At 74.0% G+C, this 23,262-nt stretch carries 23 protein-coding genes and 1 riboswitch; of the genes, 5 read left to right on the forward strand and 18 right to left on the reverse strand.

Features of this window, described 5'->3' with window-relative positions; translation table 11 throughout:
- Nucleotides 1-21: 21 nt before the first annotated feature.
- The 3 genes from nusB to IE329_RS20755 form a co-directional block, all read right to left on the reverse strand.
- The gene (gene nusB, locus IE329_RS20745; protein WP_190212449.1) at nucleotides 22-462 is read right to left on the reverse strand and encodes a transcription antitermination factor NusB; all 441 of its coding nucleotides are present in this window, start codon (nucleotides 460-462) and stop codon (nucleotides 22-24) included.
- Between the two features lie 4 nt (nucleotides 463-466).
- On the reverse strand, nucleotides 467-1,030 hold the full coding sequence (gene efp, locus IE329_RS20750; protein ID WP_073921457.1) for an elongation factor P: 564 nt from the start codon (nucleotides 1,028-1,030) through the stop codon (nucleotides 467-469).
- An 85-nt stretch (nucleotides 1,031-1,115) separates the two neighbouring features.
- Complete coding sequence (locus tag IE329_RS20755; RefSeq protein ID WP_190212450.1) at nucleotides 1,116-2,222, reverse strand: M24 family metallopeptidase; 1,107 nt, start codon at nucleotides 2,220-2,222, stop codon at nucleotides 1,116-1,118.
- 262 nt (nucleotides 2,223-2,484) lie between these two features.
- Between IE329_RS20755 and rpmG the strand changes: the two genes are divergently transcribed.
- Nucleotides 2,485-2,649, forward strand: a complete 165-nt coding sequence (gene rpmG / locus IE329_RS20760; RefSeq protein WP_073921459.1) for a 50S ribosomal protein L33 — start codon at nucleotides 2,485-2,487, stop codon at nucleotides 2,647-2,649.
- A 71-nt stretch (nucleotides 2,650-2,720) separates the two neighbouring features.
- The gene (locus IE329_RS20765) at nucleotides 2,721-2,996 is read left to right on the forward strand and encodes a type B 50S ribosomal protein L31 (RefSeq protein WP_190212451.1); all 276 of its coding nucleotides are present in this window, start codon (nucleotides 2,721-2,723) and stop codon (nucleotides 2,994-2,996) included.
- 101 nt (nucleotides 2,997-3,097) lie between these two features.
- Here IE329_RS20765 and IE329_RS20770 read toward each other — a convergent pair whose 3' ends face one another.
- On the reverse strand, nucleotides 3,098-3,670 hold the full coding sequence (locus tag IE329_RS20770; protein ID WP_190212452.1) for a helix-turn-helix domain-containing protein: 573 nt from the start codon (nucleotides 3,668-3,670) through the stop codon (nucleotides 3,098-3,100).
- Between the two features lie 172 nt (nucleotides 3,671-3,842).
- On the opposite strand from IE329_RS20770, the gene IE329_RS20775 reads away from it, so the two are divergent.
- Nucleotides 3,843-4,697 (forward strand): EamA family transporter, encoded by an 855-nt coding sequence (locus tag IE329_RS20775; RefSeq protein ID WP_190212453.1) that lies wholly within the window; start codon nucleotides 3,843-3,845, stop codon nucleotides 4,695-4,697.
- Nucleotides 4,698-4,761: 64 nt separating this feature from the next.
- Here IE329_RS20775 and nicT read toward each other — a convergent pair whose 3' ends face one another.
- A complete protein-coding gene (gene nicT, locus IE329_RS20780) occupies nucleotides 4,762-5,880 on the reverse strand; it encodes a Nickel transporter NicT (RefSeq protein WP_190212454.1) in 1,119 nt (372 codons plus the stop codon).
- Between the two features lie 28 nt (nucleotides 5,881-5,908).
- Nucleotides 5,909-6,146: riboswitch (cobalamin riboswitch) on the reverse strand.
- Nucleotides 6,147-6,233: 87 nt separating this feature from the next.
- Between nicT and IE329_RS20785 the strand changes: the two genes are divergently transcribed.
- The gene (locus IE329_RS20785) at nucleotides 6,234-6,629 is read left to right on the forward strand and encodes an ArsR/SmtB family transcription factor (protein WP_190212455.1); all 396 of its coding nucleotides are present in this window, start codon (nucleotides 6,234-6,236) and stop codon (nucleotides 6,627-6,629) included.
- Between the two features lie 28 nt (nucleotides 6,630-6,657).
- Here the strand turns inward: IE329_RS20785 and IE329_RS20790 are convergent, their stop codons facing one another.
- From IE329_RS20790 to IE329_RS20850, 13 genes are all read right to left on the reverse strand, one after another.
- Complete coding sequence (locus tag IE329_RS20790) at nucleotides 6,658-7,467, reverse strand: Fpg/Nei family DNA glycosylase (RefSeq protein WP_190212456.1); 810 nt, start codon at nucleotides 7,465-7,467, stop codon at nucleotides 6,658-6,660.
- 153 nt (nucleotides 7,468-7,620) lie between these two features.
- Complete coding sequence (locus IE329_RS20795; protein WP_229927620.1) at nucleotides 7,621-8,433, reverse strand: AAA family ATPase; 813 nt, start codon at nucleotides 8,431-8,433, stop codon at nucleotides 7,621-7,623.
- Nucleotides 8,434-8,775: 342 nt separating this feature from the next.
- On the reverse strand, nucleotides 8,776-9,204 hold the full coding sequence (aroQ, locus tag IE329_RS20800) for a type II 3-dehydroquinate dehydratase (RefSeq protein WP_190212534.1): 429 nt from the start codon (nucleotides 9,202-9,204) through the stop codon (nucleotides 8,776-8,778).
- A gap of 8 nt (nucleotides 9,205-9,212) precedes the next feature.
- On the reverse strand, nucleotides 9,213-10,301 hold the full coding sequence (gene aroB, locus IE329_RS20805; protein ID WP_190212457.1) for a 3-dehydroquinate synthase: 1,089 nt from the start codon (nucleotides 10,299-10,301) through the stop codon (nucleotides 9,213-9,215).
- 14 nt (nucleotides 10,302-10,315) lie between these two features.
- Nucleotides 10,316-10,831: a shikimate kinase gene (locus IE329_RS20810; RefSeq protein ID WP_190212458.1), complete on the reverse strand. Its 516-nt coding sequence runs from the start codon at nucleotides 10,829-10,831 to the stop codon at nucleotides 10,316-10,318.
- Nucleotides 10,828-12,012 carry a chorismate synthase gene (aroC, locus tag IE329_RS20815; RefSeq protein ID WP_190212459.1) on the reverse strand — a complete coding sequence of 395 codons (1,185 nt, stop codon included), beginning with the start codon at nucleotides 12,010-12,012 and terminating at the stop codon, nucleotides 10,828-10,830. Before aroC ends, IE329_RS20810 begins: the two co-directional genes overlap by 4 nt.
- Before the next feature lie 230 nt (nucleotides 12,013-12,242).
- On the reverse strand, nucleotides 12,243-13,073 hold the full coding sequence (locus tag IE329_RS20820) for a shikimate dehydrogenase (RefSeq protein ID WP_229927621.1): 831 nt from the start codon (nucleotides 13,071-13,073) through the stop codon (nucleotides 12,243-12,245).
- Between the two features lie 46 nt (nucleotides 13,074-13,119).
- The gene (gene mltG / locus IE329_RS20825; RefSeq protein ID WP_190212461.1) at nucleotides 13,120-15,054 is read right to left on the reverse strand and encodes an endolytic transglycosylase MltG; all 1,935 of its coding nucleotides are present in this window, start codon (nucleotides 15,052-15,054) and stop codon (nucleotides 13,120-13,122) included.
- 152 nt (nucleotides 15,055-15,206) lie between these two features.
- Complete coding sequence (gene mltG, locus IE329_RS20830; RefSeq protein WP_190212462.1) at nucleotides 15,207-16,397, reverse strand: endolytic transglycosylase MltG; 1,191 nt, start codon at nucleotides 16,395-16,397, stop codon at nucleotides 15,207-15,209.
- A 135-nt stretch (nucleotides 16,398-16,532) separates the two neighbouring features.
- The gene (gene ruvX / locus IE329_RS20835; RefSeq protein WP_190212463.1) at nucleotides 16,533-17,054 is read right to left on the reverse strand and encodes a Holliday junction resolvase RuvX; all 522 of its coding nucleotides are present in this window, start codon (nucleotides 17,052-17,054) and stop codon (nucleotides 16,533-16,535) included.
- The gene (gene alaS / locus IE329_RS20840; RefSeq protein ID WP_190212464.1) at nucleotides 17,054-19,723 is read right to left on the reverse strand and encodes an alanine--tRNA ligase; all 2,670 of its coding nucleotides are present in this window, start codon (nucleotides 19,721-19,723) and stop codon (nucleotides 17,054-17,056) included. The genes ruvX and alaS overlap by 1 nt, the downstream gene beginning before the upstream one ends.
- On the reverse strand, nucleotides 19,723-20,145 hold the full coding sequence (locus tag IE329_RS20845) for a DUF6167 family protein (protein ID WP_190212465.1): 423 nt from the start codon (nucleotides 20,143-20,145) through the stop codon (nucleotides 19,723-19,725). Before IE329_RS20845 ends, alaS begins: the two co-directional genes overlap by 1 nt.
- A 4-nt stretch (nucleotides 20,146-20,149) precedes the next feature.
- Nucleotides 20,150-20,626, reverse strand: a complete 477-nt coding sequence (locus IE329_RS20850; RefSeq protein WP_190212466.1) for a DUF948 domain-containing protein — start codon at nucleotides 20,624-20,626, stop codon at nucleotides 20,150-20,152.
- A 360-nt stretch (nucleotides 20,627-20,986) separates the two neighbouring features.
- Here IE329_RS20850 and IE329_RS20855 point away from each other — a divergent pair, with 360 nt between their 5' ends.
- Nucleotides 20,987-23,236 carry an ATP-binding protein gene (locus IE329_RS20855; RefSeq protein ID WP_190212467.1) on the forward strand — a complete coding sequence of 750 codons (2,250 nt, stop codon included), beginning with the start codon at nucleotides 20,987-20,989 and terminating at the stop codon, nucleotides 23,234-23,236.
- The last annotated feature ends 26 nt before the right edge of the window (nucleotides 23,237-23,262 follow it).

Below are 23,262 nucleotides of genomic sequence, written 5' to 3' on the forward strand. Positions count from 1 at the left end.
GACTGCGTCGGCCGCGGCGGGTCAGTCGCGGCGGATCGTGGGCTTCAGCTCCATGAACCGCGCGAGCAGGCCGTTGACGAACGCCGGGGAGTCGTCGGTGGAGAACTCCTTGGCGATCTCGACGGCCTCGTCCAGGACGACGGCGTCCGGGACGCCGTCCTCCCAGATCAGCTCGTAGGCGCCGAGCCGCAGGACGTTGCGGTCCGCGATCGGCATCCGGTCGAGGGTCCAGCCCACCGAGTAGGTGGAGATCAGCTCGTCGATGCGACGCGCGTGCTGGACGTACCCCTCGATCAGCTGCATGGTGTACTCGCCGATCTGCGGGGTGCCCTCGTCCGGCTTGGGCTCCCGGGCGCGGGCCACCCAGTCGGCGAGGACGCGCTGCGGGTCGACGTCCCGGTGGTCGGCCTCGAAGAGGATCTGGAAGGCTCGCGTACGGGCCTTGCTACGGGCGGCCGACACGGACTTACTTCACCCGGCCGAGGTAGCTGCCGTCGCGGGTGTCGACCTTGATCTTCTCGCCGGTGACGATGAAGAGCGGGACGGCGATCTCGGCGCCGGTCTCCAGCGTGGCCGGCTTGGAGCCACCGGTGGAGCGGTCGCCCTGGACGCCCGGCTCGGTGTGCTGGATGAGCAGCTCGACCGAGGCCGGGAGCTCGATGTACAGCGGGGAGCCCTCGTACATCGCCACGACGGCCTCGAAGCCCTCGAGCAGGTACTTGGCGGCGTCGCCGACGACGGCGGGCTCGATGATGACCTGGTCGTAGGTGTCCGTGTCCATGAACACGAAGTTCGAGCCGTCCTTGTACGAGAACTGCATGCCGCGCTTGTCGACGCTGGCGGTCTCGACCTTGGTACCCGCGTTGAAGGTCTTGTCGACGACCTTGCCGGTCAGGACCTCCTTGAGCTTGGTGCGCACGAAGGCGGGGCCCTTGCCCGGCTTGACGTGCTGGAACTCTACGACGGACCAGAGCTTGCCACCGTCGAGCTTGAGGACCATGCCGTTCTTGAGATCGTTCGTGGAAGCCACGGGCGCACTTACTCCTGGATATAGCTGTCAAGGAACCAAGGGGTGCGTCCTGGCCCCCGCCGCGTCGGGTGACGCGGCAACGGGACTACAGGGCGAGGAGCTCCTTGGTGGTGATGGTGAGCAGCTCGGGCCCGCCCTCTTCGAGGGGGCGCACCACGAGGGTGTCCTCGATCCGGACCCCGCCCTTTCCGGGGAGGTGAACCCCGGGGCCGACGGTGACCGGCACGCGATTGTCCAGTTTACCCATGTCTGCGGGACCGAGACGCGGCGCCTCCCGGATCTCCAGCCCGATGCCGTGCCCGACGGGGTGCGGAGAGGCCTCGGAATGACCGGCCGCCTGCAGGATCTCGCGCGCGGCCAGGTCGGGTACGCAGCTTTCGACCCCCGGCCCGAGGGCCTCCCGCCCGGCCCGCTGGGCGCGGAAGACCAGCCGGTGGAGCTCCACCTGCCAGGGCGCCGGGGAGGCGCCGATGACGAAGGTCCGGGCGGTGGAGACGCCGTAGCCGCGGTACTGGGCGCCGAGCACGACGGTCAGGAAGTCGCCCTCCTCGACCCGGCGGTCGGTGGGCTGGTGGTTCTCCTGCCCGGAGTGGCTGCCGGTGCCGACCGACACCGGGAAGGCCGCCTTGTCCGCGCCGTGGTCGATCATGCGGCGTTCCAGCTCCATCGCCAGGTGCCGCTCGGTCCGGCCGACCAGGATCGATTCGAGCAGTTCGCTCAGGGCCTGGTCGGCGATCTCGGCGGCGATCCGCAGGTCGGCGATCTCGTGCTCGTCCTTGACCACCCGCATCCGCTCGACCGCCCGGCCCAGGTCCGCCAGTCGTACGCCCTCGGCGAGGGCGGCCACCGCGCGGTGCCGGGTGACGGTCAGGTCGTGCTCCTCCACCACCAGGTCGCCCACCCGCAGCTGGGCGGCGGCCTCGGCGGCCGCGAGCGCGGTGTCGGCGCCGGCGGTCACCAGCAGTTGGCTGAGGTCCTCGCCGAGCAGGTGCTCGCCGGTGTCGTCCGGGGGCAGGTCGTCCGGCAGCGCGAGCAGCGCGCGCTCCCGGGTGAGCAGCAGGGTGGCACCGCACGGGCCGCATCCGGTGAGGTAGCGGACGTTCGACGGCCGGGTGATCAGCGCCGCGTCCGCCCCCTTCCCGCTGCAGTTCTCCCTCAGACGCTCCCGCCGGCCCGCGTACGCATCAGACATGGGTCGAGCGTACGGAGAGCGGCGGCGGTTCGCCCGGCGAGCGCTCCGGACGGCGGCACCCGGCGGCCTCCGGGCCGGGCGGACGGGACACCGGGGGCGGCCGGCGAAGGCGTCGGGGCACCGGGGAATGCACCGGGGGGCGGCCGTGTTGGAGGAGCCAGTGGTGGAAATGACATCCATTTTACTACTCGCTCCACGAGCTCCACGAGCTTCACGAGCTCCACGCACCACCAGCTCCACCGCGACACCGAAGGAGAGCCCCATGGCCCGCAACGAACTGCGCCCGGTCGTCCGACTCCGCTCCACCGCCGGCACCGGCTACACGTACGTGACCCGGCTGAACCGGCGCAACGACCCCGACCGGATGGCGCTGCGCAAGTACGACCCGGTCGCGCGGCAGCACGTGCTGTTCCGCGAGGAGCGCTGACACCGCCCGCGACACCACCGAACCGCCCCGGCCGGCCCCGCCCGCGCCCGACACCCCCGAGGAGCACTCCGATGCAGACCGGCATCCACCCCGCGTACCGCCCGGTCGTCTTCCGCGACCGCAGCGGCGACCTGGCCTTCCTCACCCGCTCGACCATCGGCACCGGCACCGGCACCGGCACCGGCACCGGGCGGACCGTCGAGTGGGAGGACGGCCGCAGCTACCCCGTCGTCGACGTCGAGGTCTCCTCGGCGAGCCATCCCTTCCACACCGGCCGGACCCGGGTGCTGGACAGCGCCGGCCGGATCGAGGACTTCCACCGCCGCTACGGCAGGCGGCACGGCTGACCCGATCCGACCCGACCGGACAGGACCCGGTACGACCTGACGCGCCTGCGCGGCGCCACCCCCTCGGCGGGTGGCGCCGCGCGGGCGTTTGCGGGCGGGCCTCAGCGCGGCGGCGGCACCGAGACGACCATGGTCAGCCGCACCGGCACGGCGCCGTCGTTGCGGTAGCCGTGGGCCTGGGAGGCCTCGAAGGAGGCGGTGCTGCCGGCCGGGACCACATGGTCGCGGTCGCCGTGCGAGAGGGTCAGCTCGCCGCTCTCCACCCGGACGATCTCGACCGTGCCGGCCGGGTGCGCCTCCGACGCGTACCCCTCACCGGGTTCGAGGTGCCAGGCCCAGAGTTCCAGCGGCCCCGGCGCCTCCACCCCGCTGAGCAGGGTGCCGCTGCCGCCGTCCGGGCCGGTCCAGAGCGGGACGGCCTGGTCGGCGGTGACGATCCGCACCGCGGCGCTCTCGTCGTAGTCGAGCAGCCGGGCGATCGAGGCGCCGAGCGCGTCGGCGAGGCGCACCACCGTGGCGACGCTGGGATTGGTCCTGGCCTGTTCGATCTGCACGATCATCCCCCGGCTGACGCCGGCCCGGGCGGCCAGCGCGTCCAGGGTGTGGCCGCGCTCGGTGCGCAGTCGCTTGAGGTTCCGGGCGAGCGCCTGGGTGACGAGATCGGGATCCGGCACGGGACAGTCCAATGAATTGATTCGGATAGTTCACTATGTTGCACTACGCTGCGGTCCGGGCAAGAAGTCCACCCGACTGTACTGCGGAGGCCACTGTGCTGTCCCACTCCCGTCCGCCGGCCGCTCCGGCACCCACTCCGCACTCCCCCGCCGGCCGGCCGGCCGTGGCCCGATGAGCGCGCTGCTCGCCCTGAGCGCCAGCCTGCTCTGGGGCCTGGCCGACTTCGGCGGCGGCGCCCTCACCCGGCGGCTGCCGGCCCTGGCGGTGGTGGTCGCCTCCCAGCTGGCGGCCACCGTGGTGCTGGTCGTCGCCGCCCTGGCGACCGGCGCCCTCGCCGACGCCGGCCCGATGCTCTGGTACGCCGTCGCGGCCGGGGTGATCGGCCCGTTCGCGATGCTGGCCTTCTACCGGGCGCTGGCCCTGGGCCCGATGGGGGTGGTCTCGCCGCTGGCCACCGTGGGGGTGGCCGTCCCGGTCGGCGTCGGGCTGGTGCTCGGCGAGCGGCCCGGCCTCGTCCAGGCGGCCGGGATCGCGGTGGCGGTGGTCGGCGTCGCGCTGGCCGGCGGCCCGGAGCGCGGCGGGCGGTCCGCCGGCCGGACGGTCCTGCTGCTCACCCTGGGCGCCGCCTTCGGCTTCGGCGCCGTGATGGCCCTGGTCGCGCACGCCTCCAGCGGCGGCGGGCTCCTGCTGACCCTCTGCGTCCAGCGGCTGTGCAACATCGCCGTCGGCGGCGCCGTGCTGGCCCCGACGCTGCGCCCGGCCGGGGCCGGCCGCGCCCTCGGCCGGGAGCTGCGCGGGCGGTTGCCCGCGCTGACCGCGGTGGGCGTGGCCGACGTGGCGGCGAACGGCGCCTACGCGATGGCCGCGCACAGCGGGTCGACCGCCGCGGCCGCCGTGCTCGCCTCGCTCTTCCCCGTCGTCACCGCCCTGATGGCGCGCGGTGTGCTCAAGGAGCGGCTGCGCCGGGTCCAGGTGCTGGGCGCCGGCCTGGCGGTGGCCGGGACGTTGCTGCTCGCCGCCGCCTGAGCCGGACCGGGCTCGTGCCCGGCCCGCGGCCCGGACCCGCACCGGGCGACCGCCCGGAGCCGGGTCAGGGCCGGGCGGCCCAGCGCTGCTCGACCCGGCCCAGCCGCCAGTACGCGATCGCCGCCGCCCAGACCACCACGAACAGGCCGACGATCACGTACCCGACGTTGTCGAGCGAGAGGCCGGCGATCCAGCCGCTGACCGGGTCGGTCAGGTCCAGCTTCTCGTGCAGCACCCCGACCAGTTCGATGGTGCCGATGATGAAGGCGACCGCGATCGACAGGCCGGTGATGGTCAGGTTGTAGTACACCTTGCGCACCGGGTTGGAGAACGCCCACTGGTAGGCGAAGTTCATGAACGTCCCGTCCAGCGTGTCGAACAGGCTCATCCCGGCGGCGAACAGCAGCGGCAGGCAGACGATCGCGTACCACGGCAGGCCCGCCGCGGCGCCGCTGCCGGCCATCACCATCAGGGTCACCTCGGTCGCGGTGTCGAAGCCGAGGCCCAGCACCATGCCGACCGGGAACATCTGGCCGGGCCGGGTGATCGAGCGGGTGGCCCGGTTCAGCACCCGGTTGAACAGGCCCCGGGAGTTGAGGTGCTCCTCCAGCTCCGCCTCGTCGTAGCGCCCGTCCCGCATCGCCCGGAACACCCGCAGGATGCCGAAGAGGGCGGCCAGGTTGAGGGCGCCGATCAGGTAGAGGAAGGCCCCGGAGGCGCTGGTGCCCAGCACCCCCAGCCACTGGTGGGTCACCGAGTCCTCGTCCATCAGGGTGGTGGCGAGCTGGGCGCCGCCCGCCACCAGGGCCGCCATCAGCACCACCATCGAGGAGTGCCCGAGCGCGAACCAGAAGCCCACCGAGACCGGCCGCCGGCCGTCCGCCATCAGCTTGCGGGTGGTGTTGTCGATCACCGCGATGTGGTCGGCGTCGAAGGCGTGCCGCATCCCCAGCGTGTACGCGGTGATGCCCAGGCCAACCCCGAAGACCTGGGTACCGACCGCGTACTCGTGCGGGGCGACCAGGAAGAACAGCGTCCCGAACGCCACCACGTGCATGGCCAGGATCACCGCCATCAGCCCGGCCGTCCGCACGGTGTCCTCGCGCCGCCAGCGGAAGGCGGGGAGCGCGGGGGCGTCCGCGGGCACCGCCGTTCGGGCAGCACCGATTTCGGGCAGGGTCATCCGGTCACGCTCCAGCACCTCGTGGATCACTTCGTGAGATGCCGTGGCCGGTCTCCTGGCTTTGGGGCACACCCGGCCGCGCGGTGGCGGCGGGTGCTGCGTGACCGCGCCAGGCCTTCCCGGACGCCTTAGCGTCCAGTGACCACCCGCCCGGGGGCGGGTACGGCACGGAGACTTCCCGTTCACAGTGGCGAGGGCCGCTCCGGGCTGGGACCTCTGAAGGTCCGTCACCGGTCTTCCCGAACACCACGGCGGGCCACACCGTACGGGGCGTCAGGTCATTTGTGCAAGGCTGCGCAGCTGCGCAGGTGTTCAGGATCACAGGCGGCCCCCGGACTGCGACAATGGCCCGCATGCATCTCGTACCGCCCGAGCGCGCGGAGCACCGGACCATCGACGGGCACCGGGTCTGCGAGGCCATCGCCGCCATCGGCGACCCCGCCCGGGTGCGCACCTGGGCCGAGCGCTTCTCGCTGCTCGCCGACCCCGGCAGGCTCGCGCTGCTGCTCGCCCTGCACCGCGCCGGGCCGCTCGCCGTCGGCGACCTCGCGGTGGCCACCGGCATGCGCGACCCGGCCGTCTCGCAGGCGCTCCGGCTGCTGCGCACCGCCGGTGTGGTGGCCGGGGACCGGGACGGCCGGGTGGTGCGCTACCGGGTCGTCGACCAGGAACTCGGCGCCCTGCTGGCCCCCTGCGTGGCGGCCGGGCACGTGGAGCCGGAGCCGGCCGTCGGCCGGCCGCGGGCCTGACGCCCGCCGGGGCCGGCCCGGGCGGGCGTCAGGCCTGCTGGCAGGTGGGGCACCAGAAGAGGTTGCGGGCGGCGTGCTCCTCGGTGCGGACGTCCGTCCCGCACACCAGGCAGGGCATCGCCGCGCGGCGGTAGACGTAGACCTCGCCGCCGTGGTCGTCCACCCGCGGGGGGCGGCCCATCGCCTCGGGGGTGTGCTCGGGGCGGACGGTGTCGATCCGGCCCGCGCCGACGCCCTCGTGCATCAGGCCCACCAGATCGGCCCAGACGGCGTCCCACTCGGCGCGGGTGAGGTCGCGGCCGGCCCGGTGCGGGCTGATGCCGAGCCGGAACAGCACCTCGGCGCGGTAGACGTTGCCGACCCCGGCCAGCACCTTCTGGTCCATCAGCAGGGCGGCGACCGTCGTCCGGCTGGCGGAGATCCGCCGCCAGGCCAGCACCGGGTCGGCGTCCGCGCGCAACGGGTCGGGCCCGAGGCGGGCGTGCACGGCGGCCTTCTCGGCGGCGGTGAGCAGCTCGCAGGTGGTGGGGCCGCGCAGGTCGGCGTACGCGTCGTCGTTCTCCAGCCGCAGGCGCACCACGCCGACCGGCGCGGGGGCCGGGCCCTCGCCGAAGGTGAAGCCGCCGTACAGGCCGAGGTGGACGTGCAGCCAGGCACCCTCCTCGAAGCCGAGGAAGAGGTGCTTCCCGGTCGCCTCGGCCGTGGCCAGCAGCTGGCCGTCGATCAGCTTGGCGCCGTCGGCGAACCGCCCCTGCGGGCTGGAGACCCGGACGGGACGGCCGCCGAAGGTCTTGAGGTTCTCGGCGGCGAGGCGGTGGATGATGTGGCCTTCGGGCACGGACTCGGCTCCCCCGGTGGATCAGCAGGACAGGTCCATCATCCCAGCCGGTACTGACAGCCGGCCCTGGCCGCCGGGCGTTGCCGGACCGGCCGGTGCCGGGCGGGCCGGTGCGCGCGTACGTACCGCACCGGGCGGCCGGGGGGAGCGTGCTCAGCGCACCGGGCGGCCCAGCAGCCGGGCCAGGATGACCTGGTCCAGGGCGGCGGCGGTGGCCGCGACGTCCAGCTGCGAGTTGTCGATGATCGGCAGCCCGGAGTTGTACCAGCCGGCCATCCGGCCGTGGATCCGGGCGACCTCCTCGTCGCTGAGGCGACGGTTGCCGCTGCGGCGGGCGTTGCGGGCGAGGACGGAGTCCAGGCCCGGGAGCAGCACCACGGGGATCATGCCGGGGCCGATGTGGCGCTTCCAGCCGCCGAGGCCGATCGCCGGGCGGTCGGGGAAGACCGCGTCGTCGATGATGCAGGAGATGCCGTTGGCGAGGTAGTTGCGACAGGCGAAGCCGCAGGTGCGGCGGGCCAGCCGGTACTGCGCCTCGGAGGCGTTGTTCCAGCCGGACTGCGGGTTGGCGAAGCCGGACTGCACCCACTCGCGGACGTCGTCCAGGCTGATGTGCGCGGTCGGGGACGGGCGGCGCTCGGCCCAGTGCCGGGCGACGGTCGTCTTGCCGGCGCCGGCCGGGCCGATCAGCAGGACGGCGATGGGGCCGGTGGGGGCGTGCTGCTGCGGGTGCGCCGGGAGCTGCACGGGCGCGCCGGACGGCAGCAGGAAGTGCCCGGTCGCACCGGCGGGCACGGGCCGGCCGGGCGGGCCGGGGGCGCCGTGCGCGCGCAGGGCCGGGTTGCCGTACGGGTGCTGCGGGGCGGAGTGGCCGGGGGGCGGCCCGGCCGCGTTGGTGCTGACGAGGAGCGGGGGCGCGGTCAGGGCGGCCGGCGCGGGGGCGGCGGTCCCGGGCACCACGGGCATGAGGGGGACGGTGGGTACGCCGGACGCGGCGGGCGCCGGCGGGTGCGCGACCGGTACGGGTCCGGCGGGCGGCCCGGCAGGTACGGCACCGGCGGGCGGCGCTGCGGGTACGGCCGGTCCGGGGGCGGCCGGTCCGGGGGCGGCGGCGGGACCGACGGGCGCGAATCCGGCGGCTGCGGGACCGGCGGGCGCGGCCGGGGCCGGCGGGGCCACCGGCCGGGGAGGCAGCTGCCCTCCCCCTGTGTACTGCGTCACGGTCACCTCCCGACACCGTCTCCGACGGGGACACTACACGTCGGCCCGGTGGCGGGCACAGTCCGCCACCGGGCCGATGATCTTGCGTCAGCGCGTGGTGAGCTGCTCCGCCAGGGCACGCAGGGCCAGCTCGTACGAGCCGAGGCCGAAGCCGGCGATGGTGCCGGAGGCCACCGCGGCGATCACCGAGGTGTGCCGGAACTCCTCGCGCGCGTACGGGTTGGAGATGTGCACCTCGATCAGCGGCGCCGTCCGCTGGGCGGCGGCGTCGCGCATCGCGTACGAATAGTGCGTGAAGGCGCCCGGGTTGATCACCACCGGCACCCGGCCGTCGGCCGCCTCGTGCAGCCACTCGACCATCCGCTGCTCGGAGTTGGTCTCGTGCACCTCGACCTCGAAGCCGAACTCCTTGCCGAGCGCGGTGCAGCGCTCGACCAGTCCGGCGTACGAGGTGGCGCCGTAGACGTCGGGCTCCCGGCTGCCGAGCCGGCCGAGGTTGGGGCCGTTGAGGACCATCACCCTGGTCACGCGGAGACCTCCGCGTAGGCGGCGGCCAGCAGCGACGGGTCGGGGCCCTCCAGCACGGAAGTCCTGGCCAGGCCGTCGAGGACGATGAAGCGCAGCAGGTCGCCGCGCGACTTCTTGTCGATCTTCATCGCGTCCAGCAGCTTCGGCCAGGCGTCACCGCGGTAGGTGAGCGGCAGGCCGACCGAGGCAAGCACCGTGCGGTGCCGGTCGGCGGTCTCGTCGTCCAGGCGCCCGGCGAGCCGGCCGAGTTCGGCGGCGAAGACCATGCCGACCGAGACGGCCGCGCCGTGCCGCCACTTGTAGCGCTCGTTGCGCTCGATGGCGTGCGCGAGGGTGTGCCCGTAGTTGAGGATCTCGCGGCGGCCGGCCTCCTTGAGGTCCCCGGAGACCACGTCGGCCTTGACCTGGATGGCCCGCCGGATGAGCTCCAGGGTGTGCGGGCCGGCCGGGCTCTTGGCGCCCTCGGGGTCGGCCTCGACCAGGTCGAGGATGGCCGGGTCGGCGATGAAGCCGGCCTTGATGACCTCGGCGAGCCCGGAGACGTAGTCGTGCCGGGGCACCGTCTCCAGGGTGTCCAGGTCGGCGAGCACGCCGGCCGGGGGGTGGAAGGCCCCGACCATGTTCTTGCCCTCGGCGATGTTGATGCCGGTCTTGCCGCCGACGGCCGCGTCCACCATGCCGAGCAGCGTGGTGGGCATGGAGATCCAGCGCACCCCGCGCAGCCAGGTCGCGGCGACGAAGCCGGCCAGGTCGGTGGTGGCGCCGCCGCCGAGGCCGACGATCACGTCGCTGCGGGTGAAGCCGGTCTGGCCGAGCACCGACCAGCAGTACGCGGCGACCTCGGCGCTCTTGGCGTCCTCGGCGTTGGGCACCTGAAGGGCGATCGCCTCGTAGCCCTCGGCCGCGAGGTCCTCGCGGATCGCCTCGCCGGTGGCCTCCAGGGCCTCCGGGTGGATGATCGCGACGCGGCGGGCCCGGGTGCCGATCAGCTTGCCGAGCTCGCCCAGCAGCTGGTGCCCGATCAGCACGTCGTACGGGTCGTGGCCGGCGCTGCCACCGACGTGGATGGTCACGGTGTCAGTCATGCGCCCCTGCTCGTTCATTTCGGCTGCAGCTCCAGTGCTTCGAGTACGGCGTCGGCGACCTGCTCCGGGGAGCGCCCCTCGGTGGCGACGACGGCGGTCGCCACCTCCAGGTACAGCGGCCGCCTGGCCTCCATCAGCTCGCGCCAGCTGGCCCGCGGGTTGACCGCGAGCAGCGGGCGCGGCGCATCCAGGCCGACCCGCTTGACCGCGTCGGCGAGGGCGACCTCCAGGAACACCACGGGCAGGCCCGCCAGCACGGCGCGGGTGGCCTCGGCCAGCACCGCGCCGCCGCCGAGGGCGAGCACACCGGGGTGGCTGGTGGCGGCGTCGCGGACGGCGGCCCGCTCCAGCTCCCGGAAGTGCGGCTCGCCCTCGTCGATGAAGATCTCCGAGATCGGCTTGCCGGCCAGCGCCTCGATGTCGGCGTCGGTGTCGCGGAAGCCGACCCCGAGCCGCGCGGCCAGCTCCCGCCCGACGGTGGTCTTGCCACTGCCGGGCGGGCCGACCAGCACGAGGACCGGTGCGGTCACCGGACGACCAGGTTGTCGAGGTAGCCCCGGACGTTGCGGCGGGTCTCGGAGACGTTGTCGCCGCCGAACTTCTCGCTCACCGCGTCGGCCAGCACCAGCGCCACCATCGCCTCGGCGACGATGCCCGCGGCCGGCACGGCACAGACGTCGGACCGCTGGTGGTGCGCCTTGGCCGGCTCGCCGGTGCGCACGTCCAGGGTCTGCAGGGCGCGCGGGACGGTCGCGATCGGCTTCATCGCGGCGCGCACGCGCAGCAGCTCGCCGGTGGACAGGCCGCCCTCGGTACCGCCCGAGCGGCCGGAGGTGCGCCGGACGCCCTCCGGGGTCGGGACGATCTCGTCGTGCGCCTGCGAGCCCGGGATCCGGGCCAGCTCGAAGCCGTCGCCGACCTCGACGCCCTTGATCGCCTGGATGCCCATCAGCGCGGCGGCCAGCCGGGCGTCCAGCCGGCGGTCCCAGTGCACGTGCGAGCCGAGGCCCGGCGGCAGGCCGTAGGCGAGCACCTCGACCACACCGCCGAGGGTGTCGCCGTCCTTGTGGGCCTGGTCGATCTCGGCGACCATCCGCTTGGAGGCGTCGGCGTCCAGGCAGCGCACCGGGTCCTCGTCCAGCCGGGCCTCGTCCGAGGGCAGCGGCAGCACGCCGGCCGGGGCCTTGGCGGCGGCCAGCTCCACGACGTGCGAGACCAGCTCGATGCCGCAGGTCTCCTTGAGGTAGGAGCGGGCGACCGCGCCCAGCGCCACCCGGGCGGCCGTCTCGCGGGCGCTGGCGCGCTCCAGGATCGGCCGGGCCTCGTCGATGGAGTACTTCTGCATGCCCGCCAGGTCGGCGTGGCCGGGGCGGGGGCGGGTGAGCGCCTCGTTGCGGGCGAGGCCGGCCAGGATCTCCGGGTCGACCGGGTCGGCCGACATGACCTGCTCCCACTTGGGCCACTCGGTGTTGCCGACCATGACCGCCACCGGGCTGCCCATGGTCAGGCCGTGCCGCACACCGCCGAGGAAGGTGACCTCGTCCTGCTCGAACTTCATCCGGGCACCGCGGCCGTAGCCGAGCCGGCGGCGGGCCAGCGCGTCGGCGACGAGCTCGGTGGTCACCGGTACGCCGGCGGGCAGGCCCTCCAGCGTCGCGACGAGTGCGGGGCCGTGCGACTCCCCCGCGGTCAGCCAGCGCAACGTACCCAACGGAGCTCCTTCGTCAGCGGACCGGCCGCTGCGCGCACCGCGCGGGCCGACCGGGCATTCTTACCGCGGGTCCCAGGTCGTGCCGGTCCCGCGTCTCTCCCCCGAATCCTTTCATGCCCGGGCGGCCACCGGACGCACGGTCCGCGTTGCGGACAGTGGCCGCCACCGGCCGGGACGGCACCGGGCGGGGCCGCCCGGCCGCCCGCGGCGCACCGGGAGGGGGCCGCGGCTCAGCCCGCGGCGAGGGCCGCCTCGCCCGCCTCGCGCATCGCGGCCAGCGGGCCCGGGGTGATCCCGGTGAACGCCTCGCTCTGCAGCACCGCCTGGTGCACCAGCAGGTCGAGCCCGCCCAGCACGGTGGCGCCGCGCTCCGCGCAGGCCGCGACCAGCTTGGTCGGCCACGGGTGGTAGAGCACGTCGAAGAGCGCGCCGGGCGCGGCGGGCAGGCCGGCGGTGAACCCGTCGGTGGCCCCGGCCGGGGTGGTGGAGACGGTCAGCGGACGCTCCAGCGCCTCGGCGCCGCGCTCCCAGTCGGCGGTCCGCAGGTCGAGGCCGAGCCGCTCGCCCAGTTCGGCCATCTCCCGGGCCCGCTCGGCGCTGCGGACGTAGACCGTCACCTCGCCGGTGCAGATCTGGGCCAGCGCGGCGAGCGCGGAGGAGGCGGTGGCCCCGGCCCCGAGCACGGCCGCGGCCGGGACGCTGCCGACGCCCCGCTCGCGCAGCGCGTTCACCAGGCCCGGGACGTCCGTGTTGTCGCCCGTCCGGCGCCCGTCCGGGTGGAACAGCACCGTGTTGACGGCGTCCACCGACCTGGCGGTGGCGCTCACCTCGTCCAGCAGCGGGATCACCGCCCGCTTGAGCGGCATGGTCAGCGAGAGCCCGGCCCACGCGGCCTCGTCCAGCCCGGCGAGGAACCCGGCCAGCCCGGCCTCGTCCACCTCGAAGCGCTGATAGCTCCACCGCTCCAGGCCGAGCGCCCGGAACGCCGCCCGGTGCAGCACCGGTGAGAGGGAGTGCGCGATCGGCGATCCGAGCACGGCCGCCCTGTGCTTGCTGTCCACGTTCCTTCGTCCTGCTCGTCCCGGGTGTCGGTGCCCGGTGCTGGGGCTACTTGGTGACGCAGTGGCCGCGGGCCTTGTCGAAGCCCTGGCCCGCCGCGGTGCAGTACTCCTGCACGTTGACCAGGTGCTGGGCATAGGTGTCGGCGAACCGGGTCTCGGTCGGGGACATCGCGATGAAGAACAGCCACTTCCCGTCCGGCGGGTTGAGCACCGCCTTCAGGGCGTCCGCGCCGGGGTTGGCGATCGGCGTCGGCGGCAGGCCCGCGTTCAGGTAGGTGTTGTACTTGTTGGACGCGTCGTCCATCTCCTTCTCGGTCAGGTTCTTGCGACCGAGGGAGTACTGGAGCGTGGTGTCCATGCCGAGGCGGTGCTGCGTCTGCGCCTCGTCGGCCAGGCGGTTCTGGATGGTGCGGGCCATCCTGCCGAAGTCCGCGGCGTTGTTGCCCTCCTTCTGGAGGATGCTCGCCTCGATGACCACCTCGTAGGCGTTCTTCAGGCCGATCTTCTGCGCGCCCGCGTCCAGGTTCAGGGCCTGGTACTGCTCGGTCGCCTTGGCGACCATCTGCTTGAGCAGCTCGACCGGCTTCATGTCCTTGGCGATGGCGTACCTGGTGGGGAAGAGGAATCCCTCCGGGTTGCCGCCCGCGAAGGCGGGCAGGCCGAGCTCGGCGACCTGGGCCTTGGCGACGCCGGCCGTGGTGCCCTTGGGCTGCTTCAGCTTGTCGTCGATCTTGGCGTAGATCTCCGCCGCGCTGAGGCCCTCCTGGAGGATCAGGTTCTCGCCGCCCGCCGAGTCGATCAGGATCTTCAGCGCGGCCGCGGCCGACATCTCCCGCTTCAGGGTGAAGAAGCCCGGCTGGATGCCCTGGGACTTCGGGTCCTTGCCGAAGGCGTCGGTGAAGGCCTCGACGCTCTTGACGACGCCCGCCGCCTTGAGCGCCTGGCCCATCTGGCCGCCCGAGGAGCCCAGCTTGATCTCGACCTGGACGGACGTGGTGCCGTCGCCCGCGAAGTCGGCGGGCGGCCCGAAGTGGCTCTGGTAGAAGCCGTAGCCCCACCAGCCGCCGCCGGCCACGCCGCCCATCAGCACCAGGGCCACCAGCAGGCAGGCACCGCCGTTGCGGCGGCCGGACTTCTTGCCCTTCTCCTTGCGCTTGCGCTTGGCCTCGCGGGAGTCGTCCAGGTCGCCGAGGAAGGAGCCCTGCTCCTCCTCCTGCTCGTCCTGGAACTCGTCCTCCGCGCCGTCCCACTGCTCGGCGTCGGGCTCGGCCCCGGCCGGCGCGGCGGCACCGGCCTCCAGTGCGGCGGCCTCCGCCTCCCAGTCGATGCCGTCCGGGCCGGGGCCGGCGGGCTCGGCCGGCTGCGGGCGGCGGCCCTGCTGGGCCGGCTGCTGCGGCCGGCCGAACGGCTGCTGCTGCCGGCCGGGGAAGCCCTGCTGCGGCTGGCCCTGCTGGGTCTGGCCCTGCTGCGGCAGCTGGCCCGAGGTCTGCGGCCCGCCCTGCTGCTGGTAGCCCTGCTGGCCGAACTGCTGCTGGCCCTGCGCGTACTGCTGCCCCTGCTGCGCGGGGTTCGGCTGCACCGGGTTCGGCTGCTGCTGGTAGCCCTGCTGGCCGAACTGCTGCTGGCCCTGGACGTACTGCTGCTGCCCCTGCTGCATCGGGTTCGGCTGCACCGGGTTCGGCTGCTGCTGGAAGCCCTGCTGGCCGAACTGCTGCTGGCCGTAGCCCTGCTGCCCGTACTGCTGCTGGCCCTGCGCGTACTGCTGCTGCTGGCCCTGCTGCTGGTGCGACTGCTGGGGGTAGCCGTGCTGGCCGTACTGCTGCTGGCCCTGGCCGAACGGATCGGGCTGCTGCACCGGGTTCTGCTGCCAGCCGCCGTCCTCCTGGCCGGGGACCGGCTGCTGCTGACCGCCGTACACCGGATCACCAGGGCGCCACGGCTCGGAGCCCTGGGAGCCGTAGCCCCGACCCAGATCAGTCATCGATCCCCTTATGCCGACGGAGACGACCGACGGATCCGACCGGTCGTCCGGGACGGCGTCCCGGCAAGTAACTCGAACCGGCGTGCTACCGCAACGCCTGAAGGGAGACGTTACCGTACCGCAGAACACCGAACGGCTCCCGGCGGGCCCCGTCAGTGCTTCTCGGCCCCCGGCGACGGACTGCCCTGCGCGGCCCGCAGTGCGTTGAACTCCGCGACGTTGCGGGCATGTTGCTCAAGACTGTCGGTGAACCGGGTGTCGCCGGGCTTGACCGTCACGAAGTAGAGCCAGTCCCCCGCCGCGGGCTCCGCGGCGGCCCGGATCGCCTGCCGGCCCGGGTTGGAGATCGGCGTCGGCGGCAGCCCCTGGTGCAGATAGGTGTTGTACGGGGAGTCGAGCTTGGTGTCGGTGACGGTGGTGTCGAGGGTGCTGCGCCCGAGCGCGTAGTTGATGGTGGAGTCGAGCTGCAGCGGCATCTTCTGCGCCAGCCGGTTGTAGATCACCCGGGCGACCTTGGCCATGTCCTCCGAGTTGTCCGCCTCGCCCTGGACGAGGCTGGCGACCGTCAGGACCCCGTACGGGGTCTGGCCCATGGCGGCCGCGACCGTCTCCACGTCCTCGCTGGCGAAGTCCTTGCCCGCCTGCTGGACCATCTGCTTGAGCAGGTCCACCGGCGTGGTGTCGCCGGTGACGCTGTAGGTGGCGGGGAAGAGGTAGCCCTCCGGCCGGCCGTTGGTGACCTCCGGCAGGCCCAGCTCGGCGACCTGCTCCTGGGCGGCCCGCTCGGTGGTGCCCTTCGGCAGCTTGAGCTTCTGGTCGATCGCCGCGAAGACCTGGGTGCCGCGCCAGCCCTCGGGGATGGTCAGGCCGTTGGCGTTCGCCGGGTCGATCAGGACGGCCAGCGCCGAGGCCGCCGACATCTTCAGCCGCAGGGTGTAGGTGCCCGCCTGGATCCGCCCGGCCGCCGACCCGCTGCCCGCCGCGGCCTTGGTGAAGGCCTGCGAGCTGGCCACCACGCCCTTGCGCACCAGCGTGCCGGCGATCTGGATCAGGCCGGCGCCCTGCGGGACGGAGATCTCCACCACACCCGTGCCGCCGCCGGCGTAGTCGGCGGTCGGCTGCTTGCGCTGGCCCTGCCACCAGGACCAGCCGGTCAGGGCCGCCCCGCCGATCAGCACCACCAGGGCCAGCGCGGTCAGCGCGCAGGCGAGGCCGGTGCGCAGCCGCTCCGGGTCCGGCGGCTCGTGCAGCGGGCCCAGGCCCGGCGGGCGGCCCTCCGGCTCGTTCGGGGGCGCCCCGAGGTGGCCGGGGGTGAGCCCGGGGGTGAAGTCCTGGTCGGTCATGGCGGTGCCCCCTCGGCTGTCCCGGACGGGCTTGCCGGACGAGTTGGCGGTGCCCGAACGCGCTTGGGAAAGGAAGAGGGGCCCGTGCGGACGCGTCCGCACGGGCCCCTCGTCAGGGACGCTAGTCCAAGCCGATCAGATGACCGGCTCGACGCTCTCACCAGGCGGTCTGCCGCTCACCCGTTCAGCCTCCAGGGCACTCTGCAGGATCACCACGGCGGCGGCCTGGTCGACCACCGAACGCCCCTTCTTCGCCTTCACGCCCGAGGCGCGCAGCCCGTGCGTCGCCGTGACGGTGGACATCCGCTCGTCCACCAGCCGGACCGGCACCGGCGCGAGCTTCACCGCCAGCTGCCCGGCGTACAGCCGGACCTTGGCGGCCGCCGGGCCCTCCTTGCCGCTGAGCGAGCGCGGCAGGCCGACGATCACCTCGATCGCGTCGTACTCCTCCGCGATGGCGAGGATCCTGGCCTGCGAGCGCCCGCCGGCCGGGACGGTCTCCACGGGCGTCGCGATCATCCCGTCGGGGTCGCAGGACGCGACCCCGATCCGGGCGTCACCGACGTCGACGGCGATCCGCCGGCCGCGGCGCCAGGGCGGGCGCGCCTCCGGCTGCGGCTCGGCCTCGTGCGAAACGTCCCGGTAGCGGTCGTTCATCAGGAGGCGCGCTCCGCCACCAGGGCGCGGACCGCGGCGATGGCCTCGTCCACGGCGGACGGGTCGGTGCCGCCGCCCTGGGCGACGTCGTCCTTGCCGCCACCGCCGCCGCCGAGGGTCTTGGCCGCGGTGCGGACCAGCTCGCCGGCCTTGACGCCGCGCGCGCGGGCGTCCTCGTTGGTGGCGATCACGGTCAGCGGGCGGTCGTTCGCCACGGTGAAGGCCGCGACCACGGCCGGGCGGGACCCGAGCCGGTTGCGGACGTCCAGCACCAGCTTGCGCAGCTCGTCCGCGCCCACGCCGTCGCTGACCCGGGCGGCGACCAGGGCGACGCCCCGGACGTCCTCGGCCGCGTCGGCCAGGCCGGCGGCGGCGGCCAGCACCTTCTCGGCGCGGAACCGCTCGATCTCCTTCTCGGCGTCCTTGAGCTTGGCGAGCATGCCCGAGATCTTCTCCGGCAGCTCCTCCGGGCGGCCCTTGACCAGCTCGGTGAGCTGGGCGACCACGGTGTGCTCACGGGCCAGGAACTTGTACGCGTCCACGCCGACCAGCGCCTCGACCCGGCGCACGCCGGAGCCGATCGAGGACTCGCCGAGCAGCTTCACCAGGCCCAGCTGGGCGGTGTTGCCGACGTGCGTGCCGCCGCACAGCTCCTTGGAGAAGTCGCCGATGGTGACGACCCGGACGGCGTCGCCGTACTTCTCGCCGAACATCGCGATGGCGCCGGCCTTGCGGGCCTGGTCCATCGTCATGACCTCGGCGGTGACGTCGAGTTCGCGGACCAGCACCTCGTTGATCTTCTGCTCGACGTCGGTCAGCACGCTGCCGGGCACGGCGGCGGGCGAGCCGAAGTCGAAGCGGAACCGGCCCGGCGCGTTCTCGGAGCCGGCCTGGGCGGCCGTCGGGCCGAGCGCGTCGCGCAGCGCCTGGTGGGTCAGGTGGGTGGCCGAGTGGGCGCGGGAGACGGCCCGGCGGCGGTCCACGTCGATGCTGGCGTACGCGGAGGCACCGAGCACGACCTCGCCGAACAGCACCCCGCCGGAGTGCACGGTCACGCCGGGCACCGGCTGCTGCACGTCACGGATCTCGACGACCGCGCCGGACTCCAGTCGGATCCGGCCGTGGTCGGCGAGCTGGCCGCCGCCCTCGGCGTAGAACGGGGTGCGGTCGAGGATGATCTCGACCTCGTCGCCCTCGGTGGCGGCGGGCGCCGGAACGCCGTTCACCAGCAGGCCCACCACGGTGGCCTCGCCCTCGGTGGCGGTGTAGCCGGTGAAGACCGAGGCGCCGGACCTGTCGGCCACCTCGCGGTAGGCCGCGACGTCGGCGTGGCCCATCTTCTTGGCCTTGGCGTCGGCCTTGGCGCGGTCCCGCTGCTCCTGCATGAGGCGGCGGAACCCGGCCTCGTCGACCTGGAGGCCCTGCTCCTCGGCCATCTCCAGGGTCAGGTCGATCGGGAAGCCGTAGGTGTCGTGCAGCTTGAACGCCTGGTCGCCGGAGAGCACGGCGCCGCCGGACTGCTTGGTCTCGGTGACCGCGGCGTCCAGCAGGTTGGTGCCGCTGCGCAGGGTCTGGAGGAAGGCGCTCTCCTCGGCGACCACGACGGTCTCGATGCGCTTGCGGTCGCTCTCCAGCTCCGGGTACTGCGGGGCCATCGCCTTGATGGTGATGTCCGTGAGGTCCTTGGCCACCGTGCCGGTGGCGCCCAGCAGGCGCATGTTGCGGATGGCCCGGCGCAGGATCCGGCGCAGCACGTAGCCGCGGCCCTCGTTGCCCGGGGTCACGCCGTCGCCGACCAGCATCACGGCGGTGCGGAAGTGGTCGGTGACCACGCGCAGCGAGACGTCCGACCTGTGGTCGGCGCCGTAGGTGTGGCCGGTGAGCTCGGCGGCGCGGTCGAGGATCATCCGGCTGGTGTCGATCTCGAAGAGGTTGTCGACGTCCTGCAGGATCGCGGCGAGGCGCTCCAGGCCGAGACCGGTGTCGATGTTCTTGCTCGGCAGGTCGCCGAGGATCTCGAAGCCGTCCTTGCCGTCGCCGTGGCCGCGCTCGTACTGCATGAAGACCAGGTTCCAGATCTCCAGGTAGCGCTCGCCGTTGACGGCCGGGCCGCCCTCCTCGCCGTAGGCGGGGCCGCGGTCGTAGTTGATCTCCGAGCACGGGCCGCACGGGCCGGGGACGCCCATCGACCAGAAGTTGTCCTTCATGCCGAGGCGCTGGATGCGCTCGGACGGCACGCCGATGACGTCACGCCAGATCTGCTCGGCCTCGTCGTCGTCCTGGTAGACGGTGATCCACAGCTTCTCCTTCTCCAGGCCGTAGCCGCCGTCCGCGACGGAGCCGGTGAGCAGCTCCCAGGCGAACTTGATGGCGCCTTCCTTGAAGTAGTCGCCGAAGGAGAAGTTGCCGCACATCTGGAAGAACGAGCCGTGCCGGGTGGTCTTGCCGACCTCTTCGATGTCCAGCGTGCGCACGCACTTCTGGACGCTGGTGGCGCGCGAGTACTGCGGCTTCACCTCGCCGAGGAAGTACGGCTTGAAGGGCACCATGCCGGCGTTGACCAGCAGCAGGGTGGGGTCGTCGGCGACCAGGGACGCCGACGGAACGACGGTGTGCCCGCGCTCCTCGAAGAAGCGCAGCCAGCGGCGGCGGATCTCTGCCGACTCCATTATTGGTCCTTCCGGTTCGGGGTGCTGCCCCGCGGCGAAAGCGGCCGGCGGGGCGTCGGTTCGATGGCTCTGGGGGTGGGACGGGCACTGCTGGACGGAGGCAGGGCGGCGGCCGGACTGCCGGGCGCCGCCGAGATAGCTCGGTACTCGGGCTCGCCGCGCAGCGCCCGGTGCCGGCGGGGCTCGACCACGGCGGTGCCGTCCAGGCCGAGGTCGGCGCGCAGTTGCTCCTCGCGCTCGGCCATGCCCGCGCGGACGTCGCCGGCGAAACGCTTCGCCACGTCGCCCAGGTGCAGCGCGCCGCGGGCGGCGGTGCCCGAAAGACTGTCAGGGGTGAGCCGGTGGACGGCCTCGTTGGCCTTGTTCATGGCCCAGACGGTGGCGCCGGCGCCGACCGCCATCCAGAAGATGCGCCGAACCATGCCGTCAGCCCCTCACCGCGCGCCGGACCCTGGAGAGCAGGCCGCCGCGCGGCGCGGTCGCGGCGCGCACCTCGGCCCGGACCAGCCGGGCCAGCGCCTCGCGCTCGGCCGGCTGCTGCGGCAGGCCCGCGGTGCCGTTCTGCTTGGCGACCGCCTTGCGGACGCCGTAGCTGAAGGCCGCGACCTTGACCAGCGGGCCGCCCAAGGTGGCGGCGACGGTGGAGGAGAGGGCGTTGGCGTTGGCGGCGGCGTCCTGCACGTTGGCGGTGATCTCGTCCACCCGCGCCAGCTGCTCGTTGGCGCTGCGGACCGCGCTGCCCGCGTCGACCAGCAGCGGGACGGCCTGCTCGGTGACGGCGGACACCAGGGCCGCGGCCTCCCTGAGCACCCGTGAGAGCCGGACCAGGACGACCGCGAGCAGGGTGACCAGGACCGCCCAGAACACGGCGACGAGCAGGCCGGCCAGCTCTCCCACGGACACCTTGCGCGCTCCCTCGCCTTGTCGGGTTCCCCCTCAGGGGGAACCCTATCGCGATCGCGGCCGGTTTCCGGACCGGGTTACGGGCAGGCGCGCGGCGCCCCACCTGCGGGCACGGGCACGGCCGGGCCGTCCGGCGGCGAACCCGGCCGGCCCGCGGGGCGGGCCCCGGGCGGGCGGACCCGGCCGGGACGTCCGCGCGTAACCTACCCGCCGGTCACCTCGTTGGGCCGGTGGGCCGGTCGTGCCGGCCCGCGCGGGCGCCCCGGCCGGTGGGCGCGCGGGCCACCGAGCGCGGACCGCAGGACGCGGACCGGGCGGCGCGGACCACGGGACCGCGGACCACGGAACGGGAGCGGCGGGTTGTCCAGCGAGTCAGCAGCAGGGCGGCGGGGGGCGGCGGCCGGCGGCCTCCCGGCCGAGGTGACCAGCTTCGTCGGGCGCCGGGAGGAGCTGACGGCGCTGGCCGGACTGCTGGCCCGGGCCCGGCTGGTGACGGTGACCGGCCCGGGCGGGGTCGGCAAGAGCCGGCTGGCCGTCCGCGCGGCCGCGCGGGCCGCCCGGAGCTTCCCGGACGGCGTCCAGCTGGTCGAGGTGGCCGAGGTCCAGGACGCCCTGCTGCTGGGCCACGCGGTGCTGGAGGCCCTGGGGCTGACCGACTCGACGGCCCGCCCGCCGCTGGACGTCCTGGTCGAGCAGCTGGCCGGGCGCCGGCTGCTGCTGGTGCTGGACGGCTGCGAACACCTGGTGGCCGCCTGCGCCGAGCTGGTGGACACCCTGCTGCGGGCGCTGCCGGGCCTCCGGGTGCTGGCGACCAGCCGGGAGTCCCTGCAGTCGGCCGGCGAGCACCTGCTGGCGGTCGCTCCGCTGCCGGTGGCGTCCGGCCCGGCCGGGCTCCCCGACGCGGTGCAGCTCTTCGCCGACCGGGCCCGGGCGGTGCTGCCCGGCTTCGCCCTCGGCCCCGCCGACGAGCCCGAGATCACCCAGCTCTGCCGGCGCCTGGACGGTATCCCGCTGGCGGTCGAACTGGCCGCCGGCCGGTTGCGCGCGCTGTCGGTGGAGCAGATCGCCGCCCGGCTGGACGACCGCTTCAAACTGCTCACCGGCGGCTCGCGCGGCGCCCTGCCGCGTCATCAGACCCTGCGGACGACCATCGGCTGGAGTCACGAACTCTGCACGGTGCAGGAACGTTTACTCTGGGCCCGCCTCTCGGTCTTCGCGGGGAGCTTCGAGCTGGAGGCAGCCGAGTACGTCTGCGCCGGGGACGGCATCGAGGCCGACGAGATGCTCGACCTGATCGGCGACCTGATCAACAAGTCCGTGCTGCTCCGGGTGACCGAGCCGGCCGGCCGGCCGGCGGGCCCCGGTACGCCGAGGCGGCCGGCCCGCTGGAGCACCGGCGCCGCCGCCGTGCGGTACCGGATGCTCGACACCCTGCGCGAGTACGGCGGCCAGTGGCTGCGGGCCACCGGCGACGAGCAGCGGCTGCTGCGCCGCCACCGCGACTGGTACCTGGGGGTGGCCACCTGGGGCGAGGTCGAGTGGTTCGGCCCGCGGCAGGCGGAGACCGCCGAGCGCACCGAGCTGGCGCACCCCAACCTCCGGGCGGCGCTGGAGTTCTGCCTGGCCGAGCCGGGCGAGGAGCAGATCGCGCTGCTGATGGCCGGCACCCTGTGGTTCTACTGGGTCGGCTGCGGGCACCTGGGCGAGGGCCGGCACTGGCTGGACCGCGCCCTCGCGCTCGCCCCCGAACCGACCGAGGCCCGGGCGAAGGCCCTCTGGGTCACCGGCTACATGGCCACCCTGCAGGGTGACCTGCACCGGGCCGGGCCGGCCCTGGAGGAGTGCCGGCGCCAGGCGCTGGCCACCGGCGACGACCGCGCCCTCGCCTACGCCCTGCACCGGCAGGGCTGCGCGGCGCTGATCGGCGACGAGCCGGGCCGGGCCACCGAGCTCTTCGAGGAGGCGCTCTGGCACTACAACACCATCGGCGAGCTCAACAGCAACGTCCTGATGGCGATGTTCGAGCTGGGCGTCGCCCACCTCTTCCAGGGCGAGACGGAGACCGGCGAGCTCTGGTTCGGCCGGGTCCGCGAGGTCTGCGAGGAGCACGGCGAGCAGTGGGCGTACGCCTACGGGCTCTACGCGATGGCGTACGCGCAGTGGCTGGCCGGGGACGTCCGGCTGGCACGGGCGTACGCGCGCGAGTGCGTCCGGCTCAACTACCTCTTCCGGGACCTGCTGGGGATCGTGCTGGGGGTGGAGGTGCTCGCGCTGCTGGAGACCGAGCCGGCGGGGCCGGGCGAGGACTGCGACCTGGTGGAGGCGCGGGTGCTGCAGGGCGCGGCGCACCGGATCTGGCAGGGCGTGGGCAAGCCGTTCTTCGGCTCGCGGACCTTCAACGGCGCGCACCAGGAGTGCGAGGCGCGGGCCCGGGCCGGGCTGACCGAGCAGGAGTTCCTGGAGGCCTTCGAGCTGGGCGCCGTCCTGGACCTGGACGCGGCGGTCTGCCGGGCGCTCGGGGACGAGGAGCGGCCGGGCGGGCCGGGCCGGCTGCCGGGCCCCCGGCCGTCGCCGCGCACGCCGTCGCCCTGGCCGGTGCGCAACCCGTGAGACGGTGCGGCCCGGTCAGGGGCACC

The organism is Kitasatospora indigofera, from assembly GCF_014655955.1.
Lineage (GTDB): Bacteria > Actinomycetota > Actinomycetes > Streptomycetales > Streptomycetaceae > Kitasatospora > Kitasatospora indigofera.